The organism is Duncaniella sp. B8, from assembly GCF_005304985.1.
In the GTDB taxonomy this organism is placed as follows: Bacteria; Bacteroidota; Bacteroidia; order Bacteroidales; family Muribaculaceae; genus Duncaniella; species Duncaniella muris.
The window spans coordinates 2,742,804-2,767,964 of record NZ_CP040121.1; the positions used below are offsets into that span (position 1 = coordinate 2,742,804).

Consider the following 25,161-nt stretch of genomic DNA (forward strand, 5'->3'; position numbering starts at 1 on the left):
TAAAACTAATTTTGCCAATTATGAAAAGTATATTGCCCAACTCACGCAAGCACGACATATCATTCCATGCCTCCGGCAAGATTGATATATCAGCACACATCGCCCGGAAGCTGTCACTCGCTCCCGGCGATGTTATAGACATCGTGCAGGAGTATGGCGAAATGTATCTATATGTCAAACTCCGCTCCGGCAACTATGTCGGCCGGCACGATGGACGAGTGTGGGCAACTGCTAACGGTAAGGGAACTTTCCGCACCTGCTCAAAAGCTTTGGCTACTGCTATGCTTGTGGCCGCAGGTGTTAATGGCAGACTGCGCTGTCCTTGCGGAACGGAGATTGAACGCGACAACACCAAGTACATAACAATCATATACCGTTGCTCATTATGATTAAAGATATTAAATACAACGGCTACACGGCTCAACCGTCCGACTACGAATGTTCGGACGGTCAGCTTACTACTTCGCTCAATCTCATCAGCGAGGACAGCCAATTGAAGCCACTTCTGCAACCGATACCAACATCTATTGGCCTGTCTGCTTCTCAAAAGGCTGTCTACATTCACGGAACATCGGCATACAAGCACTATATCCTTTTGGAAGGAAAAACGGTTAGTTGGCTCGACAACTCAACCTATGGAGATACGGCCTCAACACCAACTGTCCTACGCTCTTTCTCCGGGGTTGATATTTATCAGTTCAGTTCTATTGGTAATACCTTGCTCATTCTCTGTTCTGACGGTATGCACTATTTCCTTTGGAAAGGTGACACGTCCGGCTATTTGTATCTCGGCACTTCCATGCCCGAATGTTCACTTTCGTTTGGTTTGCAAGGTGAAATGAAACGAACAGACGAGTTTACCATAAACTACAGCATACACAAGAACAATATCTATTCTGAGTTTGACGATACTCAGAAAACCAATATCACCAATCAAGTCTTAGCCAAGATAAACAAATTCATTGCTGAGGAGTCTACACAGAAAGGCAAATTCATATATCCTTTCTTCGTAAGATATGCGTATCGCCTGTATGACGGTTCTCTGACCCGGCATTCAGCACCTATCCTTATGATATGTAGCTCCGAGAATACACCTCGTGTATTTTGGTTCAATCTTCATGGAAAAGACGACACATATACAAGTGCTGTTCTTCGTGTCGTTGCTCCTGTGCATACTCTCGACTACGCACTTAAATCCGACTTAAACTCGCTTAAAAATTGGAGCGACATTATTAAGTCGGTGGATATATTCATTTCCAAACCTATCTATACATACGACCAAAACGGACAATGCGAAAAATTTATCAATGGCGGTGAGGATTTATCGAGCTTCAGCGTCTGCAAGCATACGAACCAAGCGGCAAGTACATCTACATATCCACTCCGTTACCAACTCAACAATTTTGGAAAACTCTATGCATTTACTTTTACCCCTAATAACCTTTCTTTGCGACCCGGAGGCGTGTTGGTGACTCCCAAGCGTAGTGCAGACGCAGTTAAGGAAGATATACGCAGTTGTTCGCAATTCTATTTCCTGCATAGCATACGTGTTGAGGAACTTAAAACAGAACGTACCATTATACCGGTTAAGGAGGACTATCTACAATCGCTTGTAACTCGTGAGGTAATGACTGACGATTACGACAGCCACGATAAAATAATACCGCATCAAGCGTTTGCCTACAACTCTCGCCTTAATCTCTCAGGTGTAAAAAAGCAGTTGTTTCAAGGTTTCGATGGTTTTTCTTTATTCAATTATTCGGACGGATATGTTGCTCATTGGTCCGATGCGCCACCAACAACTATTGATAGAACTGTCGGTGTATTGGTGGCCGTCTACATCAAGCAAGACGGCAAGGACATCATTGTATATGGCACCTCCGGCTCTTGTGGGCATGAGGCTCCGTTACTGTTCTTTTATTATCCGAATGTCAATGCGTATAAGGCGGTGATTATCCGTACAGATTATTTCGATATGGCGCACCTTGTTGTCCCGTTGGAGCCTCACGGCTTTCTCAATGGCTCGTTCTACTTCGGAGGTTGGGACGAACCTGCCGGAGTTTCACAAGGTAGACCGCCGCAATCATCAATTGCAGACCGCACTATTGAAGTGTTCAATAAGGTCTATACGTCCGAGGTGAATAATCCGTATATCTTCCCGTTGCTCGGCATAAACACCGTGGGCACCGGGCGCATTATGGCAATATCGACAGCGGCCAAAGCTCTCTCTGAGGGTCAGTTCGGACAATTCCCACTATACGCCTTTACCGATGAAGGCGTTTGGGCTTTGGAAGTATCATCTACCGGCTCATATTCCGCTCGACAGCCTATTACGCGCGATGTTATTCTTGAAAATACTGAGCCTCTACAAATGGATAGTGCGGTTCTCTTTGCAACCGACCGAGGCATTATGCTTATATCCGGCTCACAGACTCAATGTATAACCGATGTAATCAATGCGGAGGAACCGTTCAACGTCCTGCAACTTCCCGGCATGGATAAATTACACTCCATGCTTGGCCATGATGCAGACACTTGTCTGCCGACTGCTCCCTTCTTGGATTTTATTTCCGAATGTGGTATGCTCTATGACTATGTGCATCAACGTGTGATTGTCTATAATCCCAATTACACTTACGCATACGTCTACTCTCTAAAATCGAAGGAATGGGGCATGATGTATTCCACTATTGAGGCCGGTATAAATTCTTATCCGGAGGCATTGGCAGTAGACCATAATGGGGCGCTGTTGAATTTCTCGGCCATGCAAGGAGTGGAAACAAAAGGTTTGCTCGTTACCCGTCCGCTCAAACTCGAAACACCCGACATTCTCAAAACAATGGACACAGTAATTCAGCGAGGACACTTTCAGAAAGGCAATGTGCAAGCCGTCCTCTATGGCTCTCGCGACCTCTACAATTGGCACTTGGTATGGTCGAGCAAAGACCATTTCTTGCGCGGCTTCCGTGGCACACCTTACAAGTATTTCCGTATCGCGTGTGTCACTTCGCTGTCAGCAACAGAGAGCCTGTTCGGAGCCTCGCTGCAGTTTACTCCACGTCAGACCAATCAACCAAGATAACATAGGTTTTATTTTAGGTAGAAAAGATTGTTATTAACAAGAGAGCCGGGGCGCGTGATGCGTCTCGGCTCTCGTCCTTGTCGGGATAGTTCCGGGTTGCCCCGGCAAGTAATACGTTAGAATGGGTGCGAGGGTCGCCTCAGCACTCCTGTACGGCTGTTCTTGATGCTGTTGACTTCCTCCTGCGCCTCCAACGCTTTTTCAAGCCAGTTACGCGCAGCTTCGGGGTGCGTGATGCTCAACCAATCATATATCACACGAGCTACCATAAACTCATGGATTAGTTTGTTGAGCAGGTGCAGGGTGGTTCGTGACATCGTGGCCGGCACTTTCATGACGATTTCGTAATCTTCGGGTGTCCACATTCGGTCACAGATAACTTCGTCGTCAATCGGCTCCTGCTTTGTGTAGGGATAAAGCATTTCAACGGCTGCGGCATGAACGACCCCTAAAATGCGGTTCACCCTATCGACATTGCCCTCCTCACCGATTTCAACGAGGGTGTGCTGTGCGTGTTGGTTTTCCTCGCCCCACACATGCCCCTCGATATAGGCATAATTCTTTATGTCGTAAAGCAACTGCGCACGATGAAACACCAACGTCACATTCTTTGTGACCTTGCTGTCCCCAGCATCTGAATTATAGCAGTCCTCGCTGCAACCGATATGATACATGGCTTAATCGTTATAAGTGGGACGTGTTGGCCTTTCGCGCTTGTACAGGGCTTGCTTGGCTCGGTCGAGTGCATCGGTGGCAAGGTTGGAGTAGTTCTGCGCGTCATTCGGGGAGGTGATTACAAACCACTCCGAAAGAGTGCGGTCTACAATATACTCGTGGAGCATACCGCCAAGGCTGTCACATGCCGAGTTGTTGAAATTTGAGGGGAGCAAGAAAACAAGCTGTAGCTTTCCTCCGTCCTCGACCGTCTTGTTTATGCGGTTATTGGAGGTAGAACCGTCCTCATGCAAATACTCTCCGAGTTCCACTTTCAGATGGGAGAAAGCATTGCTGATGGCACGGAGTATCTGATAAGCGTGTTCATCGTCCTCACTCGCTTGCATATACGCAGTGGCACGGTAGTCCTTGCCTTCTGCGTTTCGCGCTTGGCCTGTAAGATGCGACTTATTCATCACGTCAAACTTGATTTCTTTCGACTCAAGCGTTACTGTAATGGTCTTTTTCTGTTCCATTGTGATGTATTATTTATTAGTTTAATCATCGTAGGTGGGACGTGTCGGCTTTTTCTTATACACGGCCTTGCGGTGAATATCGTCAAGGAGGGTGCTTGCTTTGTCAGCATAATCACCGGCTTCTCCTTTGTTTGTGTAGACGTACCACTTGGCTACTATGCTCTGCACGAAATAACTGAACAGGCTGAGTCGCATACTCGGCAACAGAGCCTCGTCAAAGGATTTAGACACATCAAGCCTCAATTCGTAATGCTGCCTTTGCAAAATGGGAGGAAGTGCGGCAGAATTGGGGGCTATGGGGTCTACAGGGAGAACAGGGTCTACAGGTGGTGTGACGATAGCATCACGCACCATTCCCTCAAAAGTGACAAGGCCGATAAGCTCTTGGCAGATGTCCGCTCGGCTCTCCTCCCAAAATCTTTCAAGGTGGTTCTCGTCCTCATCAACAGTAGATATGCGGTGCAGTGCGTTTTCGTCATTGTCCATCTTGCCGCCTGTGTAGGCGGTGGTGACTGCAATCTCCTGCATCACATCTTCCTTATTGATTGATAGTGTTATCTCCATGTCAAAAACTGATTATTGAATAAGTTACTCCGACACCTATATACGGCTGAAAGCCCTTTGCCCCATAGCCATAACCGGCTGTTATTCCTATGTGCCAACGCTTGGGAGGCTTCCATTCTCGCTTGGTGATAATTGTTGTTGGTGCAAATACTCTGATGCTGTCGAGCCGTGGGTCTACCGGGCCGCTCACCCATGCTTCATAAGTGCTGTCGGCATAGTGTCGTTGTGTTATCGGAAGTTCCACGATTGCGCTGTCTTGGCTACATCGGGGTTCGCCTCCGGCGCCGGCGCCATAAACGGTAGAGTGAATTATGCTGTCCTCACAAATACTGTCCTTGTCGCCACGTTGTCGAGGTTCGCCTCCTACACCTCCACCGAGGAAACGATATGTCGGTAGAGTATAACGGTGTGTGCCTAACGCCAACTCTGACTGCGGCATCGGTGCGTAGTACGGAATGGTGTCCACGGTCGTTTCCTTTGTTTCCGTCACGGTGCCGGGCGGCTTCTCCGTGCGGTCTTTGCCGATGATGAACCCGGCAAGGAATGCTGTCAGTCCTGCAAGTGCTAACAGGATATAGTGTTTCGTTTTCATGACTTGTTGATGTTAGAGTTTGAGGCCGTCTGCTGTGGGTTCAATGGTAGAACCTGTAGAGGGGTCTTTACTTGACGGATAAGGGTTGTCACAGTTCAGACGTTTCAAATCCATGCCGAGCCACATTACACCCTCTTGGAGTTTGGTAATGGCAAGGCTGCGCTCACGAGAGGCAGGCAGTTCCTTAACTCTTTGGACAATCTCGTCAATGTCTTTACGCAGTTGTTTATTAGCAACTATTTCCGTTTCTCTGTTCATGATTTGATAGTGTTGATGTACTGAATGATTGAATTGACGTGCAGAGTTACTATCGCCTGTTTGCCCTCCTCGGAAAGCAGAAACTTCACCTCCTCCTCATTGTCTTGGAAAAGGTTCTCGGTCAGAACCGCCGGACAAATGGTGTCGCGTGTCATTGCGAGGGATTGAACCCAATATTTTTCGGGCGGCACACAACGGTTGCCCATAAGCCCCATGTCGGTGGCATTCTCCGTGAAGATTTGGGCAAGTCGTTTGGAGTTTGAAGATGCGTTCTTGCTGACCATGACGGAAAAGCCGGAAGCGGAATGCCATTGGCCGTCTGCCCCTGCCGCATTATTGTGTATTGACACAAGCACTACGTTCTTGGTGCCGAGTTTTTGCGCCCAACCATTGGCCTTGCGCACACGTTCTTTCAGAGGTGTATCGGTTTTCTCCGGCACAAGAAGTATAGTATCAATGCCGCGAAGCGTCAATTCCCTGCTTACGCGCTGAGCAATCTCGCGGCAATAGACGTATTCTTTCAGACGATTGTCGGGACTATGCTTGCCGCCGGTGATGGGCGGGTCGCCATGTCCGTTGTCGAGTAATACTTTCATATTCTATGTGAGTTAATGATGCGCTGAGTCGTTATTACTTGCGCTCAATAGGTCAAATATCCTCTGAGCGTCTTTTTTGTCTACTGCCGCGATGATGTCATTGAGTATTTTAGGCACATCACTCATGTGACTCTTTCGCCGGTTCGCGTGTTCAAACATACTCTTCGCTTCAACGACAATAAGCCCGGCACCGAACAGCACGGCCACAAAGGGCATGATGTAGAACGAAAAGAATATACCGAGGCAGTCCACGAGAAAGCCAATCATGATAAATCGCCAATACTCACTCATCTTGGCAATGGTAACTCTCAACTTGTGGGAGTGTACGCGCTGATGCGTCTTTTTCGCCGTGTGTACTCCGTCCCAAAGGTCGAGCATAATAGCTGCTATCACCAATATGCACACGGCAAGGAACACCCCAACGAACAGGTAGAGTTTGTTAAGTGGTACGATTGTTTCCATGTCTGTGTTGTGTTATGGTTTATTCGATGAGGTTGCTGGCGATGTCATGCCATGTGTAGTAGTTGGCAAGGAAAACAAAGACGGCACCCACAAGGCAACCGACAATATCCCATGCCAAATCCCACACGCAGAAATGATTTCCTTTCTGCTTGCTGTCTTTTACCTCTTTGTAGATGCCGAAAGCGAAAGCCACGGCAAAGGCAATGACGGCGGCAATGATTGCCGAGGGAAAATGAATGAACGACACAAGCACACCGATAAAGGCGGCGATTACGAACTCACAGAAGACGTGGAGCTTCTTGTCGCTCCCGGTCTTGTCATTGCAAATTTTCTTTGTCATGATAATTAACATTTGGTTTATACTATGCAAAGGTAGGCCGTAGTCGGTTCTCGCTCTCGTTATCTTTTGAGTTAGACAAAAAGAGAGCCACGGCTGCGCAGTCCGTGGCTCCTAATCGCATTATATGAAATCCTAACTTAGCGTTCAAAATCCAAACGTGGCTGGGGTAAGGTCGTCTTTTTCATTACAACCTGCGGCCAGTGTGTTATTAACGTGTTGTGCGGCGAGTTTACTGAATGCCGCAAACTCCTCCTCGCTGACAAAGGTGTAATAGATAGGCTTGCCGTTGGAGTCCTCGTTTATCTTTACCGTGCGAGGATATGCTTCTGAGGTGAGCCTCTCCATCATCATAAAGTTGCGTTGGTTTTCGTCAGACAACCATACGCGCATACCATTCCATATAAAACCGTTTATAATAGTTTCTTTGGTATGCTCGTTGATAGCTTCAACCAACACAGCCTCCACCTCCTCCCATGTAGGTTTATGGTCAAAGGTATAGCGATACTCATAAGTACCTCCATGCTCATCGGAGTATAGTCCGTAAAAGAGCGTAAAAGTTCTGCGGCCTACTTTTTGTAAGCCGTCCTGCCTTACCGGTGTGCCGTAAATCTTATTCATATGGCAAAGGTAACGCTGTATTCCGCGATTGTATCTTTATCTTTTGGGCTTATGTAAATTTTGGCAACGTCTTTCCGTCATAGTAGTCCATGACAATAGTTGTTTCAAAAGGAAATCCGTCCTCGATGTCACTTATTTGGTCGAGGATATTCTGCATCTCCTTGCTTGCCGTGAAAAACTTGTTGAACGTACCGTCCGCAATATTGCGGAAACTTACAAGGTAGCGACCATCGCCGTGTGCAGTTGTGAGGTCTGCCTCGTAATCGTGTATCTCAATCGGTGTATTCGCTATGCTACGAATTGGAACAACCTTGCCCGGAAAACGCTTTTTGCCGTCCTCCGGCTTGTAGGCTATGCCTAACTCTCCGAATTTTCTCATGTAATTATGTGTTAATTTGAAATATAAATGCTTGCAGTCGGCATGACAGGCCATGCCTTTGAATGAGCCGATAATTTCCTGTCTCCTCTTTCGGGATTTTACCTCTGACAAATGTCGGGCAACTTTCTTCTTAGTTCGCTTTCTCAGTAATGCGTGTGTGCCATAAAAGACAAAACCGAGGTAATCAATACCCTCGCTTATCGGTCTTACTGCCTCTGTGTTTTTAACGGTCAAATCTCTCTTATTAATTTCCTCATGGTATATATCTCGCAATTTCCATACAGGCCTTTTCAGACTTCCCCACATTGCGGAGTCGTCCATATACCTCTCATAAAGATACCTAACCTCTCCATTTGGTGCAATATATTTCGGAACATGGCAACACATAACATGGTCTACCGGCGACAAATAGAGATTGGCAAAGCATTGACTTGAGCGTAATCCTTTTGATAGTCCTTTCGGCAGTAAGGTGATGAAGTTGTCGAGGAAGCCTAATACAACAGGGTCTGAAATATATAGCCTTATTTCGGCTTTCATGCGCTCTTGGTCTATGTTGTCATAGTAGCCCTTTATGTCATTCTGACAGTAGAATTGCATCAACTCCGGCACTGCATTGTAATCCTCGACCATGCGATGAAATAGCCAATGCATACCTCGGCCTTGAATGCTTGCCGCCGTGTTCTGTATGAGCGTGGGGTTTACATATCTCTCCACCACTACCATTATCACATGGCACCCTATGCGATGATATACCCTCGGAGCTTGCACGACCCTTACTTTCGGGCCATCGGAAACAGTCATTTCTCGAATGTTCTCCGGGAGTATTCTAAATGTACCGTCCTGCAACTCTCTTTTCAGACGTACGAGTAGCTGACGTTTGTCGCGTTCTCCTTTGGCCGGGTCAAGTTTTGAATAGTATTTTTCGCGCTGTTGAGCGGTTTCCAAATGACTTATGACATAATCAAAACCGTCTGATAAATTTTCATCGGAGATTATCTCATTTAATAAACTGTCGATTGGGAAACCTGCGCTCTTCAAGGCCACAGGAAGATTGGCGCATTCCTGCGGTATCAAATCATAATTGATGTTATGGGCAGTTACTGCTTCCATTGTGAAATGCTTGGAGCCTTCCGGTCCCGTGGAGGTCGCCTAAGCGACACTCCACTTTGTAAGGTTATTGTCATTTTTCGGCTTTCCAAACTTGCCGTGTGAGGCCTATTTGCTGTTGCCGAGGCTCATACCCTTCGCGGAATGCGGTGACAATCTCGTTGTCTTGCAGGGTCACACGATTTAACCTTAGTAAGTTCAGACGAGCGCCGTAGTTCGTGTTCGAGTTCGAGCAAGCGTTATTCGCGTTCGCATAAGCGAGGCCGCTGTTCGCATTCGAATTGTTGCCCGACCGCAAAACAACGCGGCTGTGAGGGTAGTCCGCCTTTATTTCATTTTACATAAGTGGTCGCGCAATCTCCACTTTGAGTCCAAGCGCGTCCATGATACGGAAGAAAAGTCCAACTCCGGGTTCAATCGCACCTTTCTCAATACGTGAAATATAGGTTTTGTCTGTGCCTACTTTCTTGGCAAGGTCACTCTGAGTCATTCGCTCCTGTTTCCTTGCATCAAGAATAATCTGACCAACACAATAAGCGTAAGCCTCACGATGGAAAGCATCACGTTCGGGTGTACCGACCTTTCCGTATTTCTCATCAAGTATGGCATCGAAGCTGCCAATGTTACTTTTTGTCTGCATAATACTCCTTTTTTAGTTTCAAAGCCATGTTGATTTCCGACTCCGGTGCTTTTTGTGTTTTTTTCTGATAGCCATTCAGAAGCATCACTATGTTGCCTTCATCGAAAATGAAAAATGCCCGGTAAATATTGCCGTTATGCGATGCACGGATTTCATACACGCCATCACGGATGAACTTCACGAACCTTTCATTAACACGCTCTTGTATTTTGAGCATTCCAAGAACATAATCAATTTTCTTCTGCGCCCCTGCTTCAAGAGCACGGTAGAAAGAAATGAAATAGTCCTTATAAAACAATATCTTCCGTTCTGATTTCATAACGCAAAGTTACAACAAAAAGTTGATATATCAATCAACTTTGCCGAATTATTTTTCAATCACGACTCGCTTACGCGAGATTGAAAGGTACAGCAGCCGGGGCTATGCCCCAGCTCTGCACCAAACGAAAAGGACGAGCGGCGAGAAGTCGCTGTTACGAGAGTACGATTAGTCGCCCTCGGAAGGCCAGACGAGCGCCGAAGCTCGTGTTCGAGTACGAGCAAGCGTTATTCGCGCTCGCATAAGCGAGGCCGCCGTTCGCATTCGAATGGTGGCCCGACCGCAAAACAACGCGGCTGCGAGAATGGGTGTACCAATAACCTGCGCAGAACGAAACAATATATTGGCTTGTGTCGCCGATGGTGCGCGAGGGTAGCACATCACATTTTGCTCCGTGTACGAGGCGTACAACACAGTTACCGCCGCCGGAGGTGAGGCATTGTACGGTGCGTTCCTTACCTGTAATCGGGTTGAAGATATGCGCGACACCGTCAATCGGGAATGATGCAACCTCAACGCCTTTGTTCTTGAAAAACTCTTTGAAAGAAGTCACATTGAGCGCGATGTTGTCCATCCATTCCGAGTCGCAACCAACATAGCCTTTAATACCGAGTATTGAGTTCCACACATTACCGCTACTCTGTGTGTCGGCCATTCCTATGCTATCGGCTTGGTTGAGGAGTCCGTCATGCTGTCCTCGACCGACAATGCTCTGTTCATCACTATGACCATTCAATGCCCACCACAAGATTGAAGTTTCCTTGTGCTGCTCATAATCTTGGAGCTGATAGCCTTTACCTCTGAGCCGTGCAAGGTTTTGGAAATCTTTCATGCAGTAGTTGATTGTACCTGTAGGTAGCTCTATAGCGTTGCCCTCATCATCATAAAGCCAGTTTGGATTTATGGTCGATGTGCCGGTGCCTCTGCGTGAACGGCCACTGCTGATACTTCGGGGTAGGCCGAGGCCGTCAATGGTAATCGGGTATGTACCGAACACCGAACCGTCCTCAATTTCCTCGTTGAGAGCTTTCGGAGATTTAATCTCTGTCCATTCCGGCTCAATGGCTTCAATACTTTCGCTATCCACCGTGTGAACCTCGCTCTCATCAAGTTCTTTGAATGTGGTAAAGTAGAACCACTTCGCGCCTTGTGGCACTTTCTCAAAGATGTAACTGCCAATTGTGAAGTCGAAGTTGGTATTACTTACTGCCATTTGGAACACTCCGACAACATTGCCGTCTGCATCAGTGAATACACAGCCCATTGTCTGATTGTTCATGCCTGGCCAACGCACCTGCTTCATGCCCTCAACATCTACGCGGTATACATTGACATTTGAGCCTTGCCCAAGGAGGTCTGCCACATTCATGCCAACAGTGGTGTCTGCATCGACATACACACCTTGACTTTCTGAATACAAGAGGTCGCCGAGGCGGTGTATGTTTCTGACGTTAGCCGTTGATAGCGGCTCGTTGTCACAACTTGACCACACATAGTATTTGTCTTGGTTCTTGTAGTCGTTTACACCCTTGTACCATCCATGTCCGAGTAAGTGCATGATGTCGTAACCGGCACCGGCCACGTCTGCAAGGTCAATCTCGCTGCCGTCAAGCATGAAATTGAAGTTGGCACGGCTGAGGCGGCGCAGTTCAAGACGCTGTGCTTTGGCATTGTAGTCTGCTCGGCAAGCCCAGGAGTTTTCAAAGATACGCAACGGGTGGCCCGACCGCCTATAGGCGGCAGAGTACAACGCACCAGTCATGTTGTCGAGGTTGCCCCATTTTTCACCTGGAGCATCCACTAAGTCAGAGCATCTTATAATTGAGAATTGCGAGTTGTAGAGGTCAAGCGCAGGGAAGTAGGCTTTAAGGCTGTTAAGACCTGCCACTCCGTCCACATCGTTATCTTCTATCAACTCTGCCAATATCCAACGACCTGTGAGGCCGGAGCATTGTTTGCCGATACCTTCAACGGTTTTGTCGGCGGCAATGTCGTTGCCGTTCTCATCGAGGCCGAAAGCATTGGTCGCTTTCAACGAGCGCAGAATTTCAACACTTGCGGTGATGTTCACATCGCGTAGGCCGATACTCTTGATATGTCCTGCTTCGGCTACGATGTTCTTAATCATAGCCATTGCATCAATCTTCGGGCAACCGCTAATCATGAGCTTGGTTACATTGCTCAGTCCTGCAATCGTCAGCCCTCCCGGATAAGAGAGATTAGGAAGATTGACAAGAGAGATTTCGGTCATGGTATCTGGCAGTTCCAACACGCTAACGGGCGATGTCTCAGCAACGGAGCAGTTTTGCAGAGGTGTTCCTGTTGCTCTGATTATCTCTAATCGAGGACAGGTGCTTGCATCAATGCTTGCTACGGTTGTGTTGCGCACATCAAGCTCTCGCAGGAACGGCAGAGAGCCGAGGGGCATTGAGCTGATAGGTACGGCGGAGCCGATTGAAACGTCTTGTCGGTTCTCGCTACCGATTACAATCTTCTCGGCGAGAGTCATTACTTGGAAGTTGAAGCTGCTGTCAAGGCTTATCTCACTAAGGTCTATCTCTGCAATTCGGTCGGCTTGGTAGATGTATAACAGAGCATACTCCGTGTGACTGAACTTGGTAAAGTAATGTTCCTGTCCTGCTTCGAGGAACACAACCTCGTCAAGTTGTCCGCTTGCATCGTGGCCGACACCAAAGTAGCCGGTCTTTGCGGCCACTATGCGGATACGTGCATTGCTGCTTGCGCACGATGTACGACCGCTCAATACTCCGCTGAAGAATTGGCCTGTTTGATAGTAGCCGTCACGGATGCGCCAACGCTGTTCAATGAACTGCGGCAGAGCTGTAAGCCCCAAACCTTGCAGAGCATAGAAGTATATATCATCGCTTTTGACAACGCTTTCAATATACTTGCGTTCTCCGTCATAGGAAGATATGAGCTTCTTCCAAAATTTCAGACGCTTCTCTACAAAGAAATACTGCGCACCCTCCGGAGAGAACGGTATCATGTCTACACCGTCCACGTTGGTCTTTGCTGAGCGCATTGCGGCCGCAACTGTTTCGAGTGAAAGTTGCTGATTTCCGCTGTGTGTCGCATCAAGATAGACGGTAGGCACAATTGCCACGTTGTTGAACAGGATTGAACCGTAACCGGCATACGGATTGACGTAGTTGTCGTCCGTCATACGGTTGGGGTCTGCTTCCGGGTCTACGGTGCAACCACCGTCATTGTCCTTACCGTTGCAGGTGTCGCAGTCATAGACCTTGTTGAGATACATTCTAACCGCGTGTTCGGCAGAATAGACACCATTGGTAACGCTCTGACCGTCCTCCAAGAACCACATTGGTTGCATATTCTTGGCGCGTTGGTCGGTAGCGGCAAGGTAGTCGGTAAACAGCGTGTAGGCATAGAGGCTCTGAGGTGATGCGTACTGCCACAGGTCGTTTTTCCAATTATTTACCTTTGTCGTGTTCTCGACAATCTGCCAACGGTTTTCTTTGCCATCAACAGCGGCAATCATGTCGCAGTCATGGCAGAACCTCAGCATACGGAATAGTTCGTAAGGTACTTTTCTACCATACGCAAGGTCAATCTGCAATTGGTCGTCATCGACCATGCATTCAAAGTATTGTGTCCACTTCGGGAATGTATCCGCCGAAACGTCACCGCTATTAACGAGCTTCTGAACCCAAGAGGATTTATCGGCCTCCATTTTCATCATGTCGTCAATACCCGACACACCTTTCCACCAACAGAAACCTTGATAGGACAGCAGCTCAAAGCCGACTACCGGGTTCAACACATCGCCGGTAACAACCCATTTGCCGCCGACCTGCTTCATGGAGCCGGTGCTACGTTGCCATGCTGTACCGTTGTGGCGCATAAACGCATAGTCACGTCCGCAGTATTGGCTGAGCAGGTAGACAGCATCGGTGTCTAATCCCTCAGTCGTCTTAAAACGCGCTTCAATCTGCGAGAGCGTTTCATCACGGCGACCAAAGAACTCTATGAAGTCGCCATAGTTAAGACAGCCCTTGTTATAGCCAGGGGTGTCTTTGAAACCGAGTGCAAGCTGTTCGCCTTTGTCCTCTTTCCAATTGCCCTTTGCGTGGAACCACGCATCGGTAAGCTGTTCATTGGTGGAGCGGAAAGCGGCAATTGGGTGGTTCTTGGTGGAGTGGTCCATCTTGCAACCCTCAATGTGCAGGTCGCCTTTGGTGAACGTACCGTCATAGGATCTTTGTGCAGGTGTCTGATAGGCGCTGCCCATAGCCTTGAACGTGTTGTTCATCATGTCGCACACACCACAGTCATTGGCATTGCTACTGTCGGAGTAATCTACCTTGACGGTAATAATCTGTACCGGGATTGCATCGGGACGCACAAGCACAAAGTTCTTTGCGGCAAGGGCAATGGCTTTGCGCCCAAGTTCTGTGTTCTCGTTGGGGGTAAGAAGCGTGATGACAATCTTGTCGGCCTTATTCACCGGCTTGTTGAGATAGAAGCGGTCATTCTTGATAGGTCGTTTAGCTGATGTCGTTCCCTGTCTGCGCCATTGAACATTTGTAGCCTTGAAGTTCAGCTCCGGGTATTCGGGGTTGAAGTAGAAAAGCGTACAGGTGAATTTTGTGGAGGTGTTGGTATCTCCGTCAAACTCATCAAACACTTTCTGCGGCGCAACTACAACATAGTACGGCATACCCTTAGCTTTTAGTTTGTCGAGGCTCGGACGGTTGATTGTGTCAAGAACATCTTCGCTCTCAAACTCGGCTATCATCGCATTTACATCGGTCAGTTTGGCAAGGTAGTTATTGAATGCTTGCGACCACTCATAGTAGCTCTCGTATGCCATGACGTAGTAGAGATAAAAGTCACCCTCTCTACCGTCAAGCATGATGGGGGTATTCTGAGAGATTGCATTTTGTCCGGGGATATAACCCAAACAAGCGACCTCCTCACCATTGAGATACATCTTGATTGTGGAATACTTTTCGCTTCCTCGTTGGATTGCCCTGCTTGCAGGTTCAACGACCACGGCCATTGTGATTTTCTCCTTACTGCGGAACTTGCGCTCTTGCCGCTGATGCTTCACACCTTTGGCGCAGTATATGCCGGCCACGTTGCCTTTCACATAGAAGCCGGTGCCGGTGGCAGGGTCATAGGAGTGCATGAGCAATGCGTCCTTGTCCTTGATGTTGTCAGTAGCAAAGGAGAATTGGATTGCATTACCCGCGCTTTCGTTGGTCTGCTTGGAGTAGAGATAGTAAGGGATTGTAGCCCTCATGTTCTCCGCGATACGGAAAGCGTTTTGACCGAGATAGGAAACGAAGCCATTTGTGCGCCAATTTGCGCCGGTGACGGCCATTGTCACACCCTTGTCGGTAATCGTCTTGTCCACGTCCGCATTTGTGCGCAGGGCAAAGTCATAGCCGAATGCGGCACCGCTCTTAATCTGCACATCAATTGCGCTTCCGTCTACCGTGACAACTATCGGATGGCTCTTGTCTGTGTGAACTTTGCCGTTGGCCTCAGTCCATCTGCCTTCAGCAATAAACTCGATGTTATCGCCGTTGGTATATCCCTGTATCTGATACTTCACGGAATAGGTTGAGGACGAAGCGGCATTGAACGTCTGAATTGTTTCGCCATTGGCCTTTACTGACACCTGCGTGTTTCCGCTTACACTTGCCGCTGTGTATGCGGCCACTTGTAGATTTGCGGTGTCATAGAGCGCAACAGTACCGTTCAATTCATCGTCAAAGGTCTTTGCATCGTAGTGGATAGAAACAATCGGCTCGGTTGTCTTTGAGCTATCCACACACATGATAGACGTGTAGACGTAGTTGCCGGTTACTTTTGCTTGAGGTGCGTAGCCATGAATACGGAGCAGATAAGAGCCATGTTGCATTTTCTCACCACCGCCAAGAACATTGCTCGGATTGATGCTGATGTCCTGCGAGAATGTTTTCTGAATGTTCGCACGGCCAAGTTCGCGCCATTCTCCATCCCAAAGGATTTCAATGATAGCGTCAATACCACCACCTGTTCCACCGAGTGTATTGCGAGGGAATATGTAGAAGCTGTTAAGAGTTGTCATACCTGCACCTACCGACACACGACATTCATGCAGGGCTTTGGAGATTTCAACAGTCACGTCTACGCAGTTCACACTAACGTCTACGCGGCGCACATTGCCCTCTTGGTCTTTTACAGCCACAACAAAGCTGCGCTGTCCGGCTCCGTCAAACCAATCAGTAAAATCAACCGAGAACTTAAAATCTTGGAGAGTGGCCGAACTACGTTCGTTGGTGAGGATTTCTGTTTTAAGCAATACGCCTGTGTTGGCATCGCTCACAGAAATTTCGGTGATGTTATTGACAACTTCTTCCTCGCCCATGCGCGTTACGCTTCGGGCGGCGAAGCGGCCTACAATCTTGCCTCCGGCGGCTCCGTAGATTGTCTGACTCTCAAATCTGACGGCGAACGAGGTTGCATCAGTGCTTCCACCTCCACCGCCGAGAGGAACTGTAAGAGGACTGCCGATTGGCTTGCGTTTGGCATTGACCGGCTGATAGGTCTTGGAATTGCCGTCCTCGCTGAAACTTTCCTCGAAGTCTACGATTATACGCTCGTATGCGCCGCCGGTGCTGAATGCGTCCGTGCCTCCCTCAGTTGGAACATCGTTGGCAACAAGGTCGGTGCCTCCACCGCCGAAGTCTTTCCATGCCTCGGCATTGTCGGCACTCGCTTTGTCAAGAAGCTGCTTGGCTTCCCAAACATGTTCACCTGCATTGATGCAGTATGTGATTACAAGGCCGTCCTTGAAGTAGTCGATACCTTTGCTCTCACACAGCTTACGCAAGGCGGCGACCGCACTCAGTAGAGAATACTCGCTACTGCCGGTCTGCTCTTTGCAGAGTTCGTTAATATTGAGGATTGTTTCTTCTCCTGCGCTCTGTCCAGCTACGTCAAGCCAATTGTCGAGGTTGGCATAACTGTCTGCATCATCGCTGAGGCCGATGTATTGGAATGTGCGCCAACCTTTGGCACTTGCCGCAAAGGTGATTTGCACACCAATGCTTACGGCATCTTTCGCGATTGCATATTCGATTGCACTCTGCTTGGTGTCGTATGTCGGAGGATTGGAGGGAAGTTCATCGCCGTTGGCAAGTCGGGCGGCAGTTACGTTGTAGCAGTTGCCGACAGACGAACCGTTGCCGAATGCTTTCCAATTATCATCTGCACCAATGCCGTTGTCTGGGTCATTGCCCACAAATTGCATAGCTTTCCAACCAACTTCACTATCAAGATATGTAACAACGCTACCGGGTTTAATTACTTCTGTAACGTTATCAAGGTATGTTGCGACATCGGAGAATGTCATACTGCCGGTTGTTTCAAACAGCTCGTTGATATTGACAAATGTGGTAATTGAAAATGCCTTTTTCAGCCGCTCGATATTTCCCGCGTTTAGTTTGCCTTTATCCCCGGGATAAGCCGTTGAGGAGGTTTCACCAAGAGCAAGGTCAGTTCCGGTAACTACCATTTTGCTACCGCTCCAACGATATGACTTGTTGTTGGTCTTGTCTACATACAACTTGTCGCTTGCAGGTATCCTGCCGTTTAACGAAATTTCGCCGAAAGAGTCTGCATTATACCAATTGCTGTAATAATTGACTGTAATGTCTAATCTGTGAGGTTTTGCTATAAAGCAGCCTGTAACGCTGTTAAACATCACATCTACCTCTCCCGTAATTGACTGAGTTTCGGGTGTCGCAACAATAGTCACAAAACCGTCAAATTCTTTGACATCATCCATCGCACCAGGTATGAAGCGAGTTGGAATGAGGCCATTGTCGCCAATGGGGGCTATGCCTCCTGGTAGACCTTTGCTGTCAGTAATGGATTTGATTGCGGCTGCGTTCTTGGATATGGAGGAGTCATGTACATCAACACGACCTTTTAGTGTCGCGATATTGCCTGTGTTGGTGTTTATACCATTGCCGAGTGTTGTCTGCTGTGTCTTTATACCGCTGATTTCAGTGTCGTGTGCATCAACTCGCTTTTCAAGACTTTCGTGCTGACCGCGCAAAGTAGACAAATCCTCTCGGAGATTATCAACCTGTTCATTGTCCACAACAATCTCATAAAGTTTGTTGATAGGCTCACACACCCAATCACCACCACTGCCGACATACATTCTGAACAGAGCCTTGCCCTGCTGAACGGTCAGTTCGAGGTCTGCAATGTCTTTGTCCGATGCGGAAACACCGGCAAACCAACCGTCATGCGGTTGCGGGTAAGCTTCGCGCAGGGCAGCAACGGACGCAAACAATCCTTTGTTCACACCCTTGATGTTCTTTGCTTCAAGCCAACCCTCAACTATTAGGTCGTGGCCTATACGGGCATTGCCCTGAATGTTGGCATCGCCTCCGGCCGATACATTGCGCCCAACCGCAACATCACCGTCTATTTGTTTTGTTGGAATTGAACTCATTGTAGTGCTGTTTTAGAAATTTCGGAGAGCGCCGATGATTTCTCGGACTCGCCTAATGTGAGTAATACTAATGACGCGGCAGCATAAACCACGGCTGTGTAACAGCGTTCACAGATGTCTATACCCTCATCGCGGTCTATTTTCGGATAAGGGAGATACTGCGCTCGGCGCACATACGCTCTTTCGCTTTTGCAGGAGTAGAACTCCAACGCGCGGCCTTCGGGTCGTATCGTGATTACGCAGACCGGCTTTTGTGCTGTGCCTCGCAATGCTTTTATGCGCTGACGTTGCAATGCATATTCGGGGTCTGTGGTGCTTATTGCCGTGAATACAGCTTTCTCCCAATCGCTCATTTCAAAGACGATAAGGCGCATGAAGTCATGCGGCAACAGAACCCAACCGCTTTCGAGGTCGCCCCAATATATGGCATCGCCGAAATTGTGACCCTGTTCCAAAAGGTATGTCGGTGCGTTTGTATGCACTCTAACAACAGCTTCCAAAATCTTGCTTCTCACAATATCGTCAAGCGCAAGAGTGTCTATGTCGTCAGTCTGCAACAACTGCTCACTCGTCATATTTTGGTCGAGGCATACGCGCACATCGCGCATTACATCGTGAATGTTATATACCATAGCGTCATGTAGTTTATTCTTCTACGCTTTCGCTCTCGGTGCTTTCGCCGCCGTTAAGGGTGTCGAACTTTGCGCCAACGAACTTAACACCATGCTCTGATGCGGCTTTCTGCGCGGCATCGTAGGAGCGGACTTTGTAGGAAGAAATGTTGAATTGCTCTTGCAGGTATGCCTGTGCGTCTTGGAGGCAGCTTGCTTCAACGATTGTGAGGCCGTCTGCCGCCTCATCGTTTGCGACTTCTTCGGCTGACGCTGTTGCTTCCTCGGCAGATTGTTCTGCTTCGGGGACAGGAGCCGGTGCAGGGCTTTCGGCCTCCTCGACTTTGGCCTCAACCTCGGCAGGTGCAGGCGCAGGAGCTTCGGGAGTCGGAGCGACTGTTTGGGGTTTAGGTGCCGGTGCTTGGGGCTTCGGCTTTGCGGCTTTTGTTGGCTTCGCAACATCGGGCAACGCGGTTCTGCGCAAAAGAATGATGCGACCTTCCTTGAAATAGGTGCTTTGCTCAATCACTTTCTGAATGAAAGGATTGGCCGTGGTGTACTCGGCAGGAGTAACACCATACGAAGTAAGCGCTCCGCCGGTGAAATGTACCCTTACAGTAGCGGCTCCGGCTTTAATCTGTGCGACCCAATCAACAAGTCGGGGTGCGCCATAAGTGATTTTTTCCATTGTCTTATATGGGGTTTGAGATTTGTTGAATGAAAAAAGTGGCGGTAAGGCGTTGGCCGCCCTCCGCCACTTTTCCTGTTTAATTTGATGATACGGGTTAGTCTGCGATGATTTCACCTGTGAACTCTACCCAACCGCCTGTTTCACCCTTGTACTGCCACATCTGACCGTTCTGTGCGGCGGCATTGATGCCGGGGCAGTCCTGTGTGAGCAGATATACGCGGCCTTCAACGAGGTCGGCACCGACAGGAGCTTCTTTGCTCTCCCAAATGGTGTAGGTGGTGGCACCGGCATTTGCCTTTTCGCCCTCACCGTCAATCCAAATGTGACAAGCGCCTTTGAGTGCGAGGCCGTCCCACACAACGATACCCTTGCGAGTAGCTTCTTCGCCCTCCACACGGTCGTTGAACTCGTGCTGCTGCGAGTAGATGTAGTGGACGAGGCGGTCTTCGCCTATGAGGGCGCCGGAGTTGGAATAGCCGAGAGTGTCAAGAGTAGGCTCACGCTTGATGTCGATGTCGCCGAACACGGTGTGAATGCTTGTGACAGTCCAACCGATAGGGTTCGTCTTGGTGACAATCTGAATTTCCTTGTGCTTGCTGAAGTCGATGCACTGCAATTCTTCAAGGAGGTTCTTACCTGCAAGGAGCAGGGCGGTCTTGGGAACATCTTCGCCGGTGAAATACATCTTGGCAAGGGCAATGAGCTTCTCGTAAGTCCATGTACCTGCGTGCTGCAGTTCGCGCTTGAACTGCCAACGGATACCCTCGGTGAAGTAAACCATCTGTTCGCCGAGCTTGGGCACCTTGACAGGGAGCTTGCCTTTGATACCCGTCCACAGGGTGCGGTTGCCGGCACGCTTGAAATTAAGGATTGCCTGTTCTGCGATGAGGCTCTGCGTGAACGGAATGTGCTTCTTCTGTGCCTCGAAGTAGTCGGAAACAACTTGGTTCATGCCACGCTTCTGAAGATATACAATAGAGGGGCGAGGCACGATGAGGTCGGGGTCTACTTCTTTCTGCGTTTCATACATCGCATTGGCGAGAAGTTTCACCTTTGAACCGGCAGGAATGGCAGGAGTTGTGCAGAAAGCATCGGTCTCGTTTGTTTTCGGACCATTGACTGCACGAACTACGGGGTTGTCGGTGGTTGTGTCACGGCCTGTAACAAAGAGCATGAGGCTCTTGCCGGGGGTAACGGTCTTGCCATCGGGAGCATAGCCGTCCACATCGGGGACGAGAAGTGTGTGATAGTCGCGCGGAATGTTTTGGTCGCTTGCCGCAAGGGGAAGTACGAACTGAGCCTTTGAACTTGCTGCGACTGCGGTGTCCGTTGTGAGGGAGCTGCGCTGTTCGTCAATCATGAAGTGTTCAACTTCGGGGCTGTTGACCTTGACTTTCTTTGCTTTGAGCATAAGCGACATGAGTGCCGTGTCCTCGCTTTGGAAGCGGAACAGTTGGTCGTCAATGTCTGTTTCTACGAGATTGCCTGGTGCTATGCCGCCTGTTGCGCCCGCTACAGTGCTGACGGTAGTGGCTTGACCCGGTGCTTGGGACTGCACCCCGGCTGTGCCGGGAGAGGTGGGAACTGCCGCTCCCGAACCTACAGTTACGTTTTCGATTTCTGCCATAGCGTTATAAAATTAAATGTAAATTGTCTATTTATCGGTTGATACTATGTTACCCGGCTTGATGCCGCCTGTTGCTGATGCAAGATTGCTGACGGTTGTCGCGCATCCCGGAAGCTGCGTTTTCAGTCCTGCACTACCTTTGGTGGGTTGCAGAGGCTTTTCGACAAATTTGATATGTTCACCCATTATCGCGCTCCGTCTGCAATGTCAAAGATTGAACCTTTATCACGAGAGGGCGCAGGTGCATTGTTGGCTCCGCCCAAAGTCGGAGTGCCGTCACCGCGCTTAGGCTTGCGAAGCTTTGCCTCAGCTTTGGCATTCTTGCCTCTGATTTCGCCCTCCTCACTTGCGGCGGCGATGTCTGCATCGTGATTGATAGCTTTGAGAGCCATGTCGATTGTTTCGGGTTTGATGATACCGATTACAGCGTCATTCGTAACCTCCTTAATCCAATCGGCGGCAGCGTCTATCTGCTCATCGGTAAGACCGAGTTCCTGCTGTTTCTGCTCAAGCATAGCAAGGGTGGCTTTCATATTCTTTTCCCACTCCTCTTCAAGTCCTTTCTGCTTGGCCATGCGGTCGATGTATTCTTTGTTGCTTGCAGAATACTCGTCCATCTTTGCAGGGTCATCGAGCATTTCCTTTACACCGTCAATGCCGATACGGTTAATGAGTGACGTCCACGGGTCTTTGCCCTGCGCCATGTCCGTAATGAACTGAGCGCTGTGGGGGTCATTCGCAAGCATATCAGTCAGCTTGCGTTCGCGCTCCTCGTAGCCCGATAACTTGTTGTCATATTCGTCATAATCGTCACTGATTTGGCCGAATAAGGCTTCATCATCGGCATACTCTCTGTCGGGGTATTTCTTTTTCAGTCGTTCGCCAAATTGGTCACGTCTGCTCTTAACTTGCTTTTCCTCAGCCATAGTTTCAAATTGATGTTACATGGGTGTTTAATCTATGGCAAAGTTAAGGGTGTTAAATGGGTCGGCATCGTTATCTTTTGAGTTGCTATGTTGTATCTTTGTATTGAGTTTAATACCTTAAAGTGCAGCGCAATGAAGTCCTTCGGAAGTGTTTTGGCCTTTACTCGCGAACGCAATGCAGCGTTGCTAAAGGCATATCGAGAGCAGGTAGATGCAGCGAGTTTTGTTCGGTTGAACGAAATCGGCGAGAAGATTGTTAATTCTCCTTCTCCCCGGTTTTGGGTATCAGAGGAACGTGCGGCTGCGGTGGTGTCTGCTATTATGCGAGGGAAGCCGGTGTTGGAAACGATGCGCCCGACAAAACGAGAAATGTTTGAGGAGATACACCGCAGGGTAATGGCTCTAAAAGAACAGCACCCCGATTGGCACCTGTGTCAGTTGGTCTTTAATGTTGTCAATTCTCCCGCACCCAAATTCTATATGGAGGTTTCATCAGCACTTGAAAGGTTATTCAAAATCCGCAACGGCTGGTACGACAATGGAAAAGGAAATTACAGTTTCTAACATAGTCGCTGAGAATGACAAGCGCCGCGATGAGATGTTTTCGCGGTTCAATCCTATCACCGGCGAGGGTTCTGTCGGTAAACGTGTCTTTGTGCATATACAGGACTTTCCCATGCAGTCACAATGGTTACCTGCTTCAATGGCAGAAAATACACTTGTCAAGGCACTGATAAAGAACAATGGTATAGACGGCCTCCTGCGCAATGATATGGGAGTTGATGAGCCGACTCAAGAGGACAGGGAGGCCGTTATCAATACTTTTGTTAGACTCCGCTCATTGCATGATTTTCCATTTTGGGCTGCGACTTTCGTCTACATCAAAAACAAGGAGGTCGGTCAGCCCGACTGTCTTTTCCGTTTGTCATACCCTCAACGTAGGTTCGTTGAGATGCTTGAACGTATGAGGCTTGCAGAAAAGCCAATACGAATAATTCTGCTCAAAGCACGACAATGGGGAGGCTCTACAACATCACAGCTTTATATGGCATGGTTGCAACTCATTCATCGCACCGGCCTCAACTCTCTAATCATATCCAACTATAACAAAGGTTCTGAAACAATCAAGGGTATGTTCAAGAAGATGATTGAGGCTTACCCTGTGTCGATGCTCCATGAGGCAGGAGATACATACTCCGAGAACGAGGAAAAACTTGTCGGTGTAGGTCGCTCCGGCCTTACTCAGCTTGTGCCACAACGTAACGCAACAATTTCAATAGGCTCTGCCGAGTCGCCGGACTCATGTCGTGGTGGTGACTATGCTCTTGTGCATCTTTCGGAGGTCGGTTTGTGGAAAGCGACTGACGGCAAAAAGCCGGAGGATATTGTGCGCTCTGCCTGTTCGGGTGTCCTGTATCGACCTTATACGATGATTGTATATGAAAGCACGGCCAACGGTGTAGGTAATTTCTTCCATAACGAGTATGTTGCAGCCAAAGACCCGGAAATTAAATCTCAGTTTGAGCCTCTGTTTATTTCGTGGTTTGACATCGAGCTGTACCAACTTCCATTTGAGAATAAGGAGGAGTTATATAAGTTTGCTACATGGTTGTACGACAATAGGCTGAACGGCTCTGCGCCCTCAGACCGCGAGGAGTGTGGCAAGTATCTTTGGTGGTTGTGGGAGATTGGTGCTACATTGGAGGGCATTCATTGGTATGTTGAGGAACGAGCAAAGTATCACGACCACGGTTCAATGGCTTCCGAATATCCGTCTGATGATGTAGAGGCATTTGTAAACTCCGGCTCTGCTGTATTCGACAAGTATTGTGTGGAGGCTCTGCGGCCGACTACAAAGAAGCCTCCTCGCTATGTGGGCGACATATATGCGCACGGCGATGAGGGCGAGGACGCTCTGCGCGATTTGCGGTTCAAGGCCGATGCACAGGGTATGTTGTGGGTTTGGAATTTGCCCGACCCTGTTAATCCTAATGACCCGGAGGAGGTGACAAACCGCTACCTTACTGTCGTGGACGTTGGCGGTCGCTCCAATAAGGCCGACTGGTCTGTGATTGTGGTATTCGACCGTCTGTTGATGATGGACGGTGGCAAACCGTCTGTTGTCGCTCAATGGTACGGCCACATTGATATGGACTTGTTGGCATGGAAAGCTGCTCAGATAGCTGCGTTCTACGACAACTCCCTGCTCGTCATTGAAAGTAATACGCTCGAAACACACGATAAGGAGCGCAACGTGGACGGCGACCAATCCACGGCTATACTCAATCAGATAAAAGACATCTATCCAAACCTGTATGCTCGCAAGCAATCAGAGGACGCGATTGTTCAAGGCTTGCCTGTTCGTTATGGCTTCCACACTAATGTTGCCACTAAGCCGATGATTATCTCAACGCTTGTAAAGGTTATACGTGAGGGTCTTTATATTGAGCGTGACAAGCGTTGTATTGACGAGTTTTTGAACTATGAGAAGAAGCCTAACGGTTCTTTCGGAGCAAAGGCCGGTACTCATGACGACTTGCTTATGACACGAGCAATAGGCCTGCACATCTGTTTCTATGAAATGGAACTGCCGCAAGTCGTAACTCGCGGCAGCAACAATCTGAAATATGTTCCTAAAGTTGTATCGGCGGCTTCATTCTAA

General features: G+C 48.7%; 22 protein-coding genes. 4 read left to right on the plus strand and 18 right to left on the minus strand.

Features of this window, described 5'->3' with window-relative positions; genetic code table 11:
* The first annotated feature begins 20 nt into the window (after nt 1-20).
* Nucleotides 21-389 carry a hypothetical protein gene (locus FDZ78_RS11660; protein ID WP_136408603.1) on the plus strand — a complete coding sequence of 123 codons (369 nt, stop codon included), beginning with the start codon at nt 21-23 and terminating at the stop codon, nt 387-389.
* Complete coding sequence (locus FDZ78_RS11665) at nt 386-3,082, plus strand: hypothetical protein (protein WP_136408604.1); 2,697 nt, start codon at nt 386-388, stop codon at nt 3,080-3,082. The genes FDZ78_RS11660 and FDZ78_RS11665 overlap by 4 nt, the downstream gene beginning before the upstream one ends.
* Before the next feature lie 116 nt (nt 3,083-3,198).
* On the opposite strand, the gene FDZ78_RS11670 is transcribed toward FDZ78_RS11665, so the two are convergent.
* The 18 genes from FDZ78_RS11670 to FDZ78_RS11750 all read right to left on the minus strand — a co-directional run bounded on the left by FDZ78_RS11670 (nt 3,199) and on the right by FDZ78_RS11750 (nt 22,499).
* Nucleotides 3,199-3,756 carry a hypothetical protein gene (locus FDZ78_RS11670; protein WP_123398044.1) on the minus strand — a complete coding sequence of 186 codons (558 nt, stop codon included), beginning with the start codon at nt 3,754-3,756 and terminating at the stop codon, nt 3,199-3,201.
* 3 nt (nt 3,757-3,759) lie between these two features.
* Complete coding sequence (locus tag FDZ78_RS11675; RefSeq protein WP_136408605.1) at nt 3,760-4,272, minus strand: hypothetical protein; 513 nt, start codon at nt 4,270-4,272, stop codon at nt 3,760-3,762.
* A 21-nt stretch (nt 4,273-4,293) separates the two neighbouring features.
* On the minus strand, nt 4,294-4,836 hold the full coding sequence (locus FDZ78_RS11680; protein ID WP_136408606.1) for a hypothetical protein: 543 nt from the start codon (nt 4,834-4,836) through the stop codon (nt 4,294-4,296).
* Nucleotide 4,837: 1 nt separating this feature from the next.
* Nucleotides 4,838-5,428 (minus strand): DUF6808 domain-containing protein, encoded by a 591-nt coding sequence (locus FDZ78_RS11685; protein ID WP_136408607.1) that lies wholly within the window; start codon nt 5,426-5,428, stop codon nt 4,838-4,840.
* A gap of 12 nt (nt 5,429-5,440) precedes the next feature.
* Entirely contained in the window at nt 5,441-5,686 is a 246-nt protein-coding gene (locus FDZ78_RS11690; protein WP_123398040.1) for a hypothetical protein, read from the minus strand.
* Nucleotides 5,683-6,282 carry an N-acetylmuramoyl-L-alanine amidase gene (locus FDZ78_RS11695; RefSeq protein WP_123398039.1) on the minus strand — a complete coding sequence of 200 codons (600 nt, stop codon included), beginning with the start codon at nt 6,280-6,282 and terminating at the stop codon, nt 5,683-5,685. Before FDZ78_RS11695 ends, FDZ78_RS11690 begins: the two co-directional genes overlap by 4 nt.
* 12 nt (nt 6,283-6,294) lie before the next feature.
* On the minus strand, nt 6,295-6,744 hold the full coding sequence (locus FDZ78_RS11700; protein WP_123398038.1) for a phage holin family protein: 450 nt from the start codon (nt 6,742-6,744) through the stop codon (nt 6,295-6,297).
* Between the two features lie 19 nt (nt 6,745-6,763).
* Nucleotides 6,764-7,084 (minus strand): hypothetical protein, encoded by a 321-nt coding sequence (locus FDZ78_RS11705; RefSeq protein WP_104404452.1) that lies wholly within the window; start codon nt 7,082-7,084, stop codon nt 6,764-6,766.
* Nucleotides 7,085-7,228: 144 nt separating this feature from the next.
* Nucleotides 7,229-7,702 (minus strand): hypothetical protein, encoded by a 474-nt coding sequence (locus FDZ78_RS11710; RefSeq protein WP_123398036.1) that lies wholly within the window; start codon nt 7,700-7,702, stop codon nt 7,229-7,231.
* A 49-nt stretch (nt 7,703-7,751) separates the two neighbouring features.
* Nucleotides 7,752-9,191 (minus strand): RNA-directed DNA polymerase, encoded by a 1,440-nt coding sequence (locus tag FDZ78_RS11715; protein ID WP_104404451.1) that lies wholly within the window; start codon nt 9,189-9,191, stop codon nt 7,752-7,754.
* A 334-nt stretch (nt 9,192-9,525) separates the two neighbouring features.
* A complete protein-coding gene (locus FDZ78_RS11720) occupies nt 9,526-9,828 on the minus strand; it encodes a helix-turn-helix transcriptional regulator (RefSeq protein ID WP_104404450.1) in 303 nt (100 codons plus the stop codon).
* Nucleotides 9,812-10,147 carry a type II toxin-antitoxin system RelE/ParE family toxin gene (locus tag FDZ78_RS11725; RefSeq protein ID WP_123398033.1) on the minus strand — a complete coding sequence of 112 codons (336 nt, stop codon included), beginning with the start codon at nt 10,145-10,147 and terminating at the stop codon, nt 9,812-9,814. The genes FDZ78_RS11720 and FDZ78_RS11725 overlap by 17 nt, the downstream gene beginning before the upstream one ends.
* Before the next feature lie 154 nt (nt 10,148-10,301).
* Nucleotides 10,302-18,644, minus strand: coding sequence for a hypothetical protein (locus tag FDZ78_RS11730; protein WP_137426207.1), 8,343 nt, complete (start codon nt 18,642-18,644; stop codon nt 10,302-10,304).
* The gene (locus FDZ78_RS11735; protein ID WP_123398031.1) at nt 18,641-19,276 is read right to left on the minus strand and encodes a hypothetical protein; all 636 of its coding nucleotides are present in this window, start codon (nt 19,274-19,276) and stop codon (nt 18,641-18,643) included. The genes FDZ78_RS11730 and FDZ78_RS11735 overlap by 4 nt, the downstream gene beginning before the upstream one ends.
* A 13-nt stretch (nt 19,277-19,289) precedes the next feature.
* On the minus strand, nt 19,290-19,943 hold the full coding sequence (locus FDZ78_RS11740) for a hypothetical protein (protein WP_136408609.1): 654 nt from the start codon (nt 19,941-19,943) through the stop codon (nt 19,290-19,292).
* Nucleotides 19,944-20,040: 97 nt separating this feature from the next.
* Nucleotides 20,041-21,573, minus strand: a complete 1,533-nt coding sequence (locus FDZ78_RS11745) for a hypothetical protein (protein ID WP_136408610.1) — start codon at nt 21,571-21,573, stop codon at nt 20,041-20,043.
* Between the two features lie 27 nt (nt 21,574-21,600).
* Complete coding sequence (locus FDZ78_RS14670) at nt 21,601-21,759, minus strand: hypothetical protein (RefSeq protein WP_168182050.1); 159 nt, start codon at nt 21,757-21,759, stop codon at nt 21,601-21,603.
* Nucleotides 21,759-22,499 (minus strand): hypothetical protein, encoded by a 741-nt coding sequence (locus FDZ78_RS11750; protein ID WP_123398028.1) that lies wholly within the window; start codon nt 22,497-22,499, stop codon nt 21,759-21,761. The genes FDZ78_RS14670 and FDZ78_RS11750 overlap by 1 nt, the downstream gene beginning before the upstream one ends.
* A 132-nt stretch (nt 22,500-22,631) precedes the next feature.
* Here FDZ78_RS11750 and FDZ78_RS11755 point away from each other — a divergent pair, with 132 nt between their 5' ends.
* Nucleotides 22,632-23,063 carry a hypothetical protein gene (locus tag FDZ78_RS11755; protein WP_123398027.1) on the plus strand — a complete coding sequence of 144 codons (432 nt, stop codon included), beginning with the start codon at nt 22,632-22,634 and terminating at the stop codon, nt 23,061-23,063.
* Nucleotides 23,038-25,161, plus strand: a complete 2,124-nt coding sequence (locus FDZ78_RS11760; RefSeq protein WP_136408611.1) for a terminase — start codon at nt 23,038-23,040, stop codon at nt 25,159-25,161. The genes FDZ78_RS11755 and FDZ78_RS11760 overlap by 26 nt, the downstream gene beginning before the upstream one ends.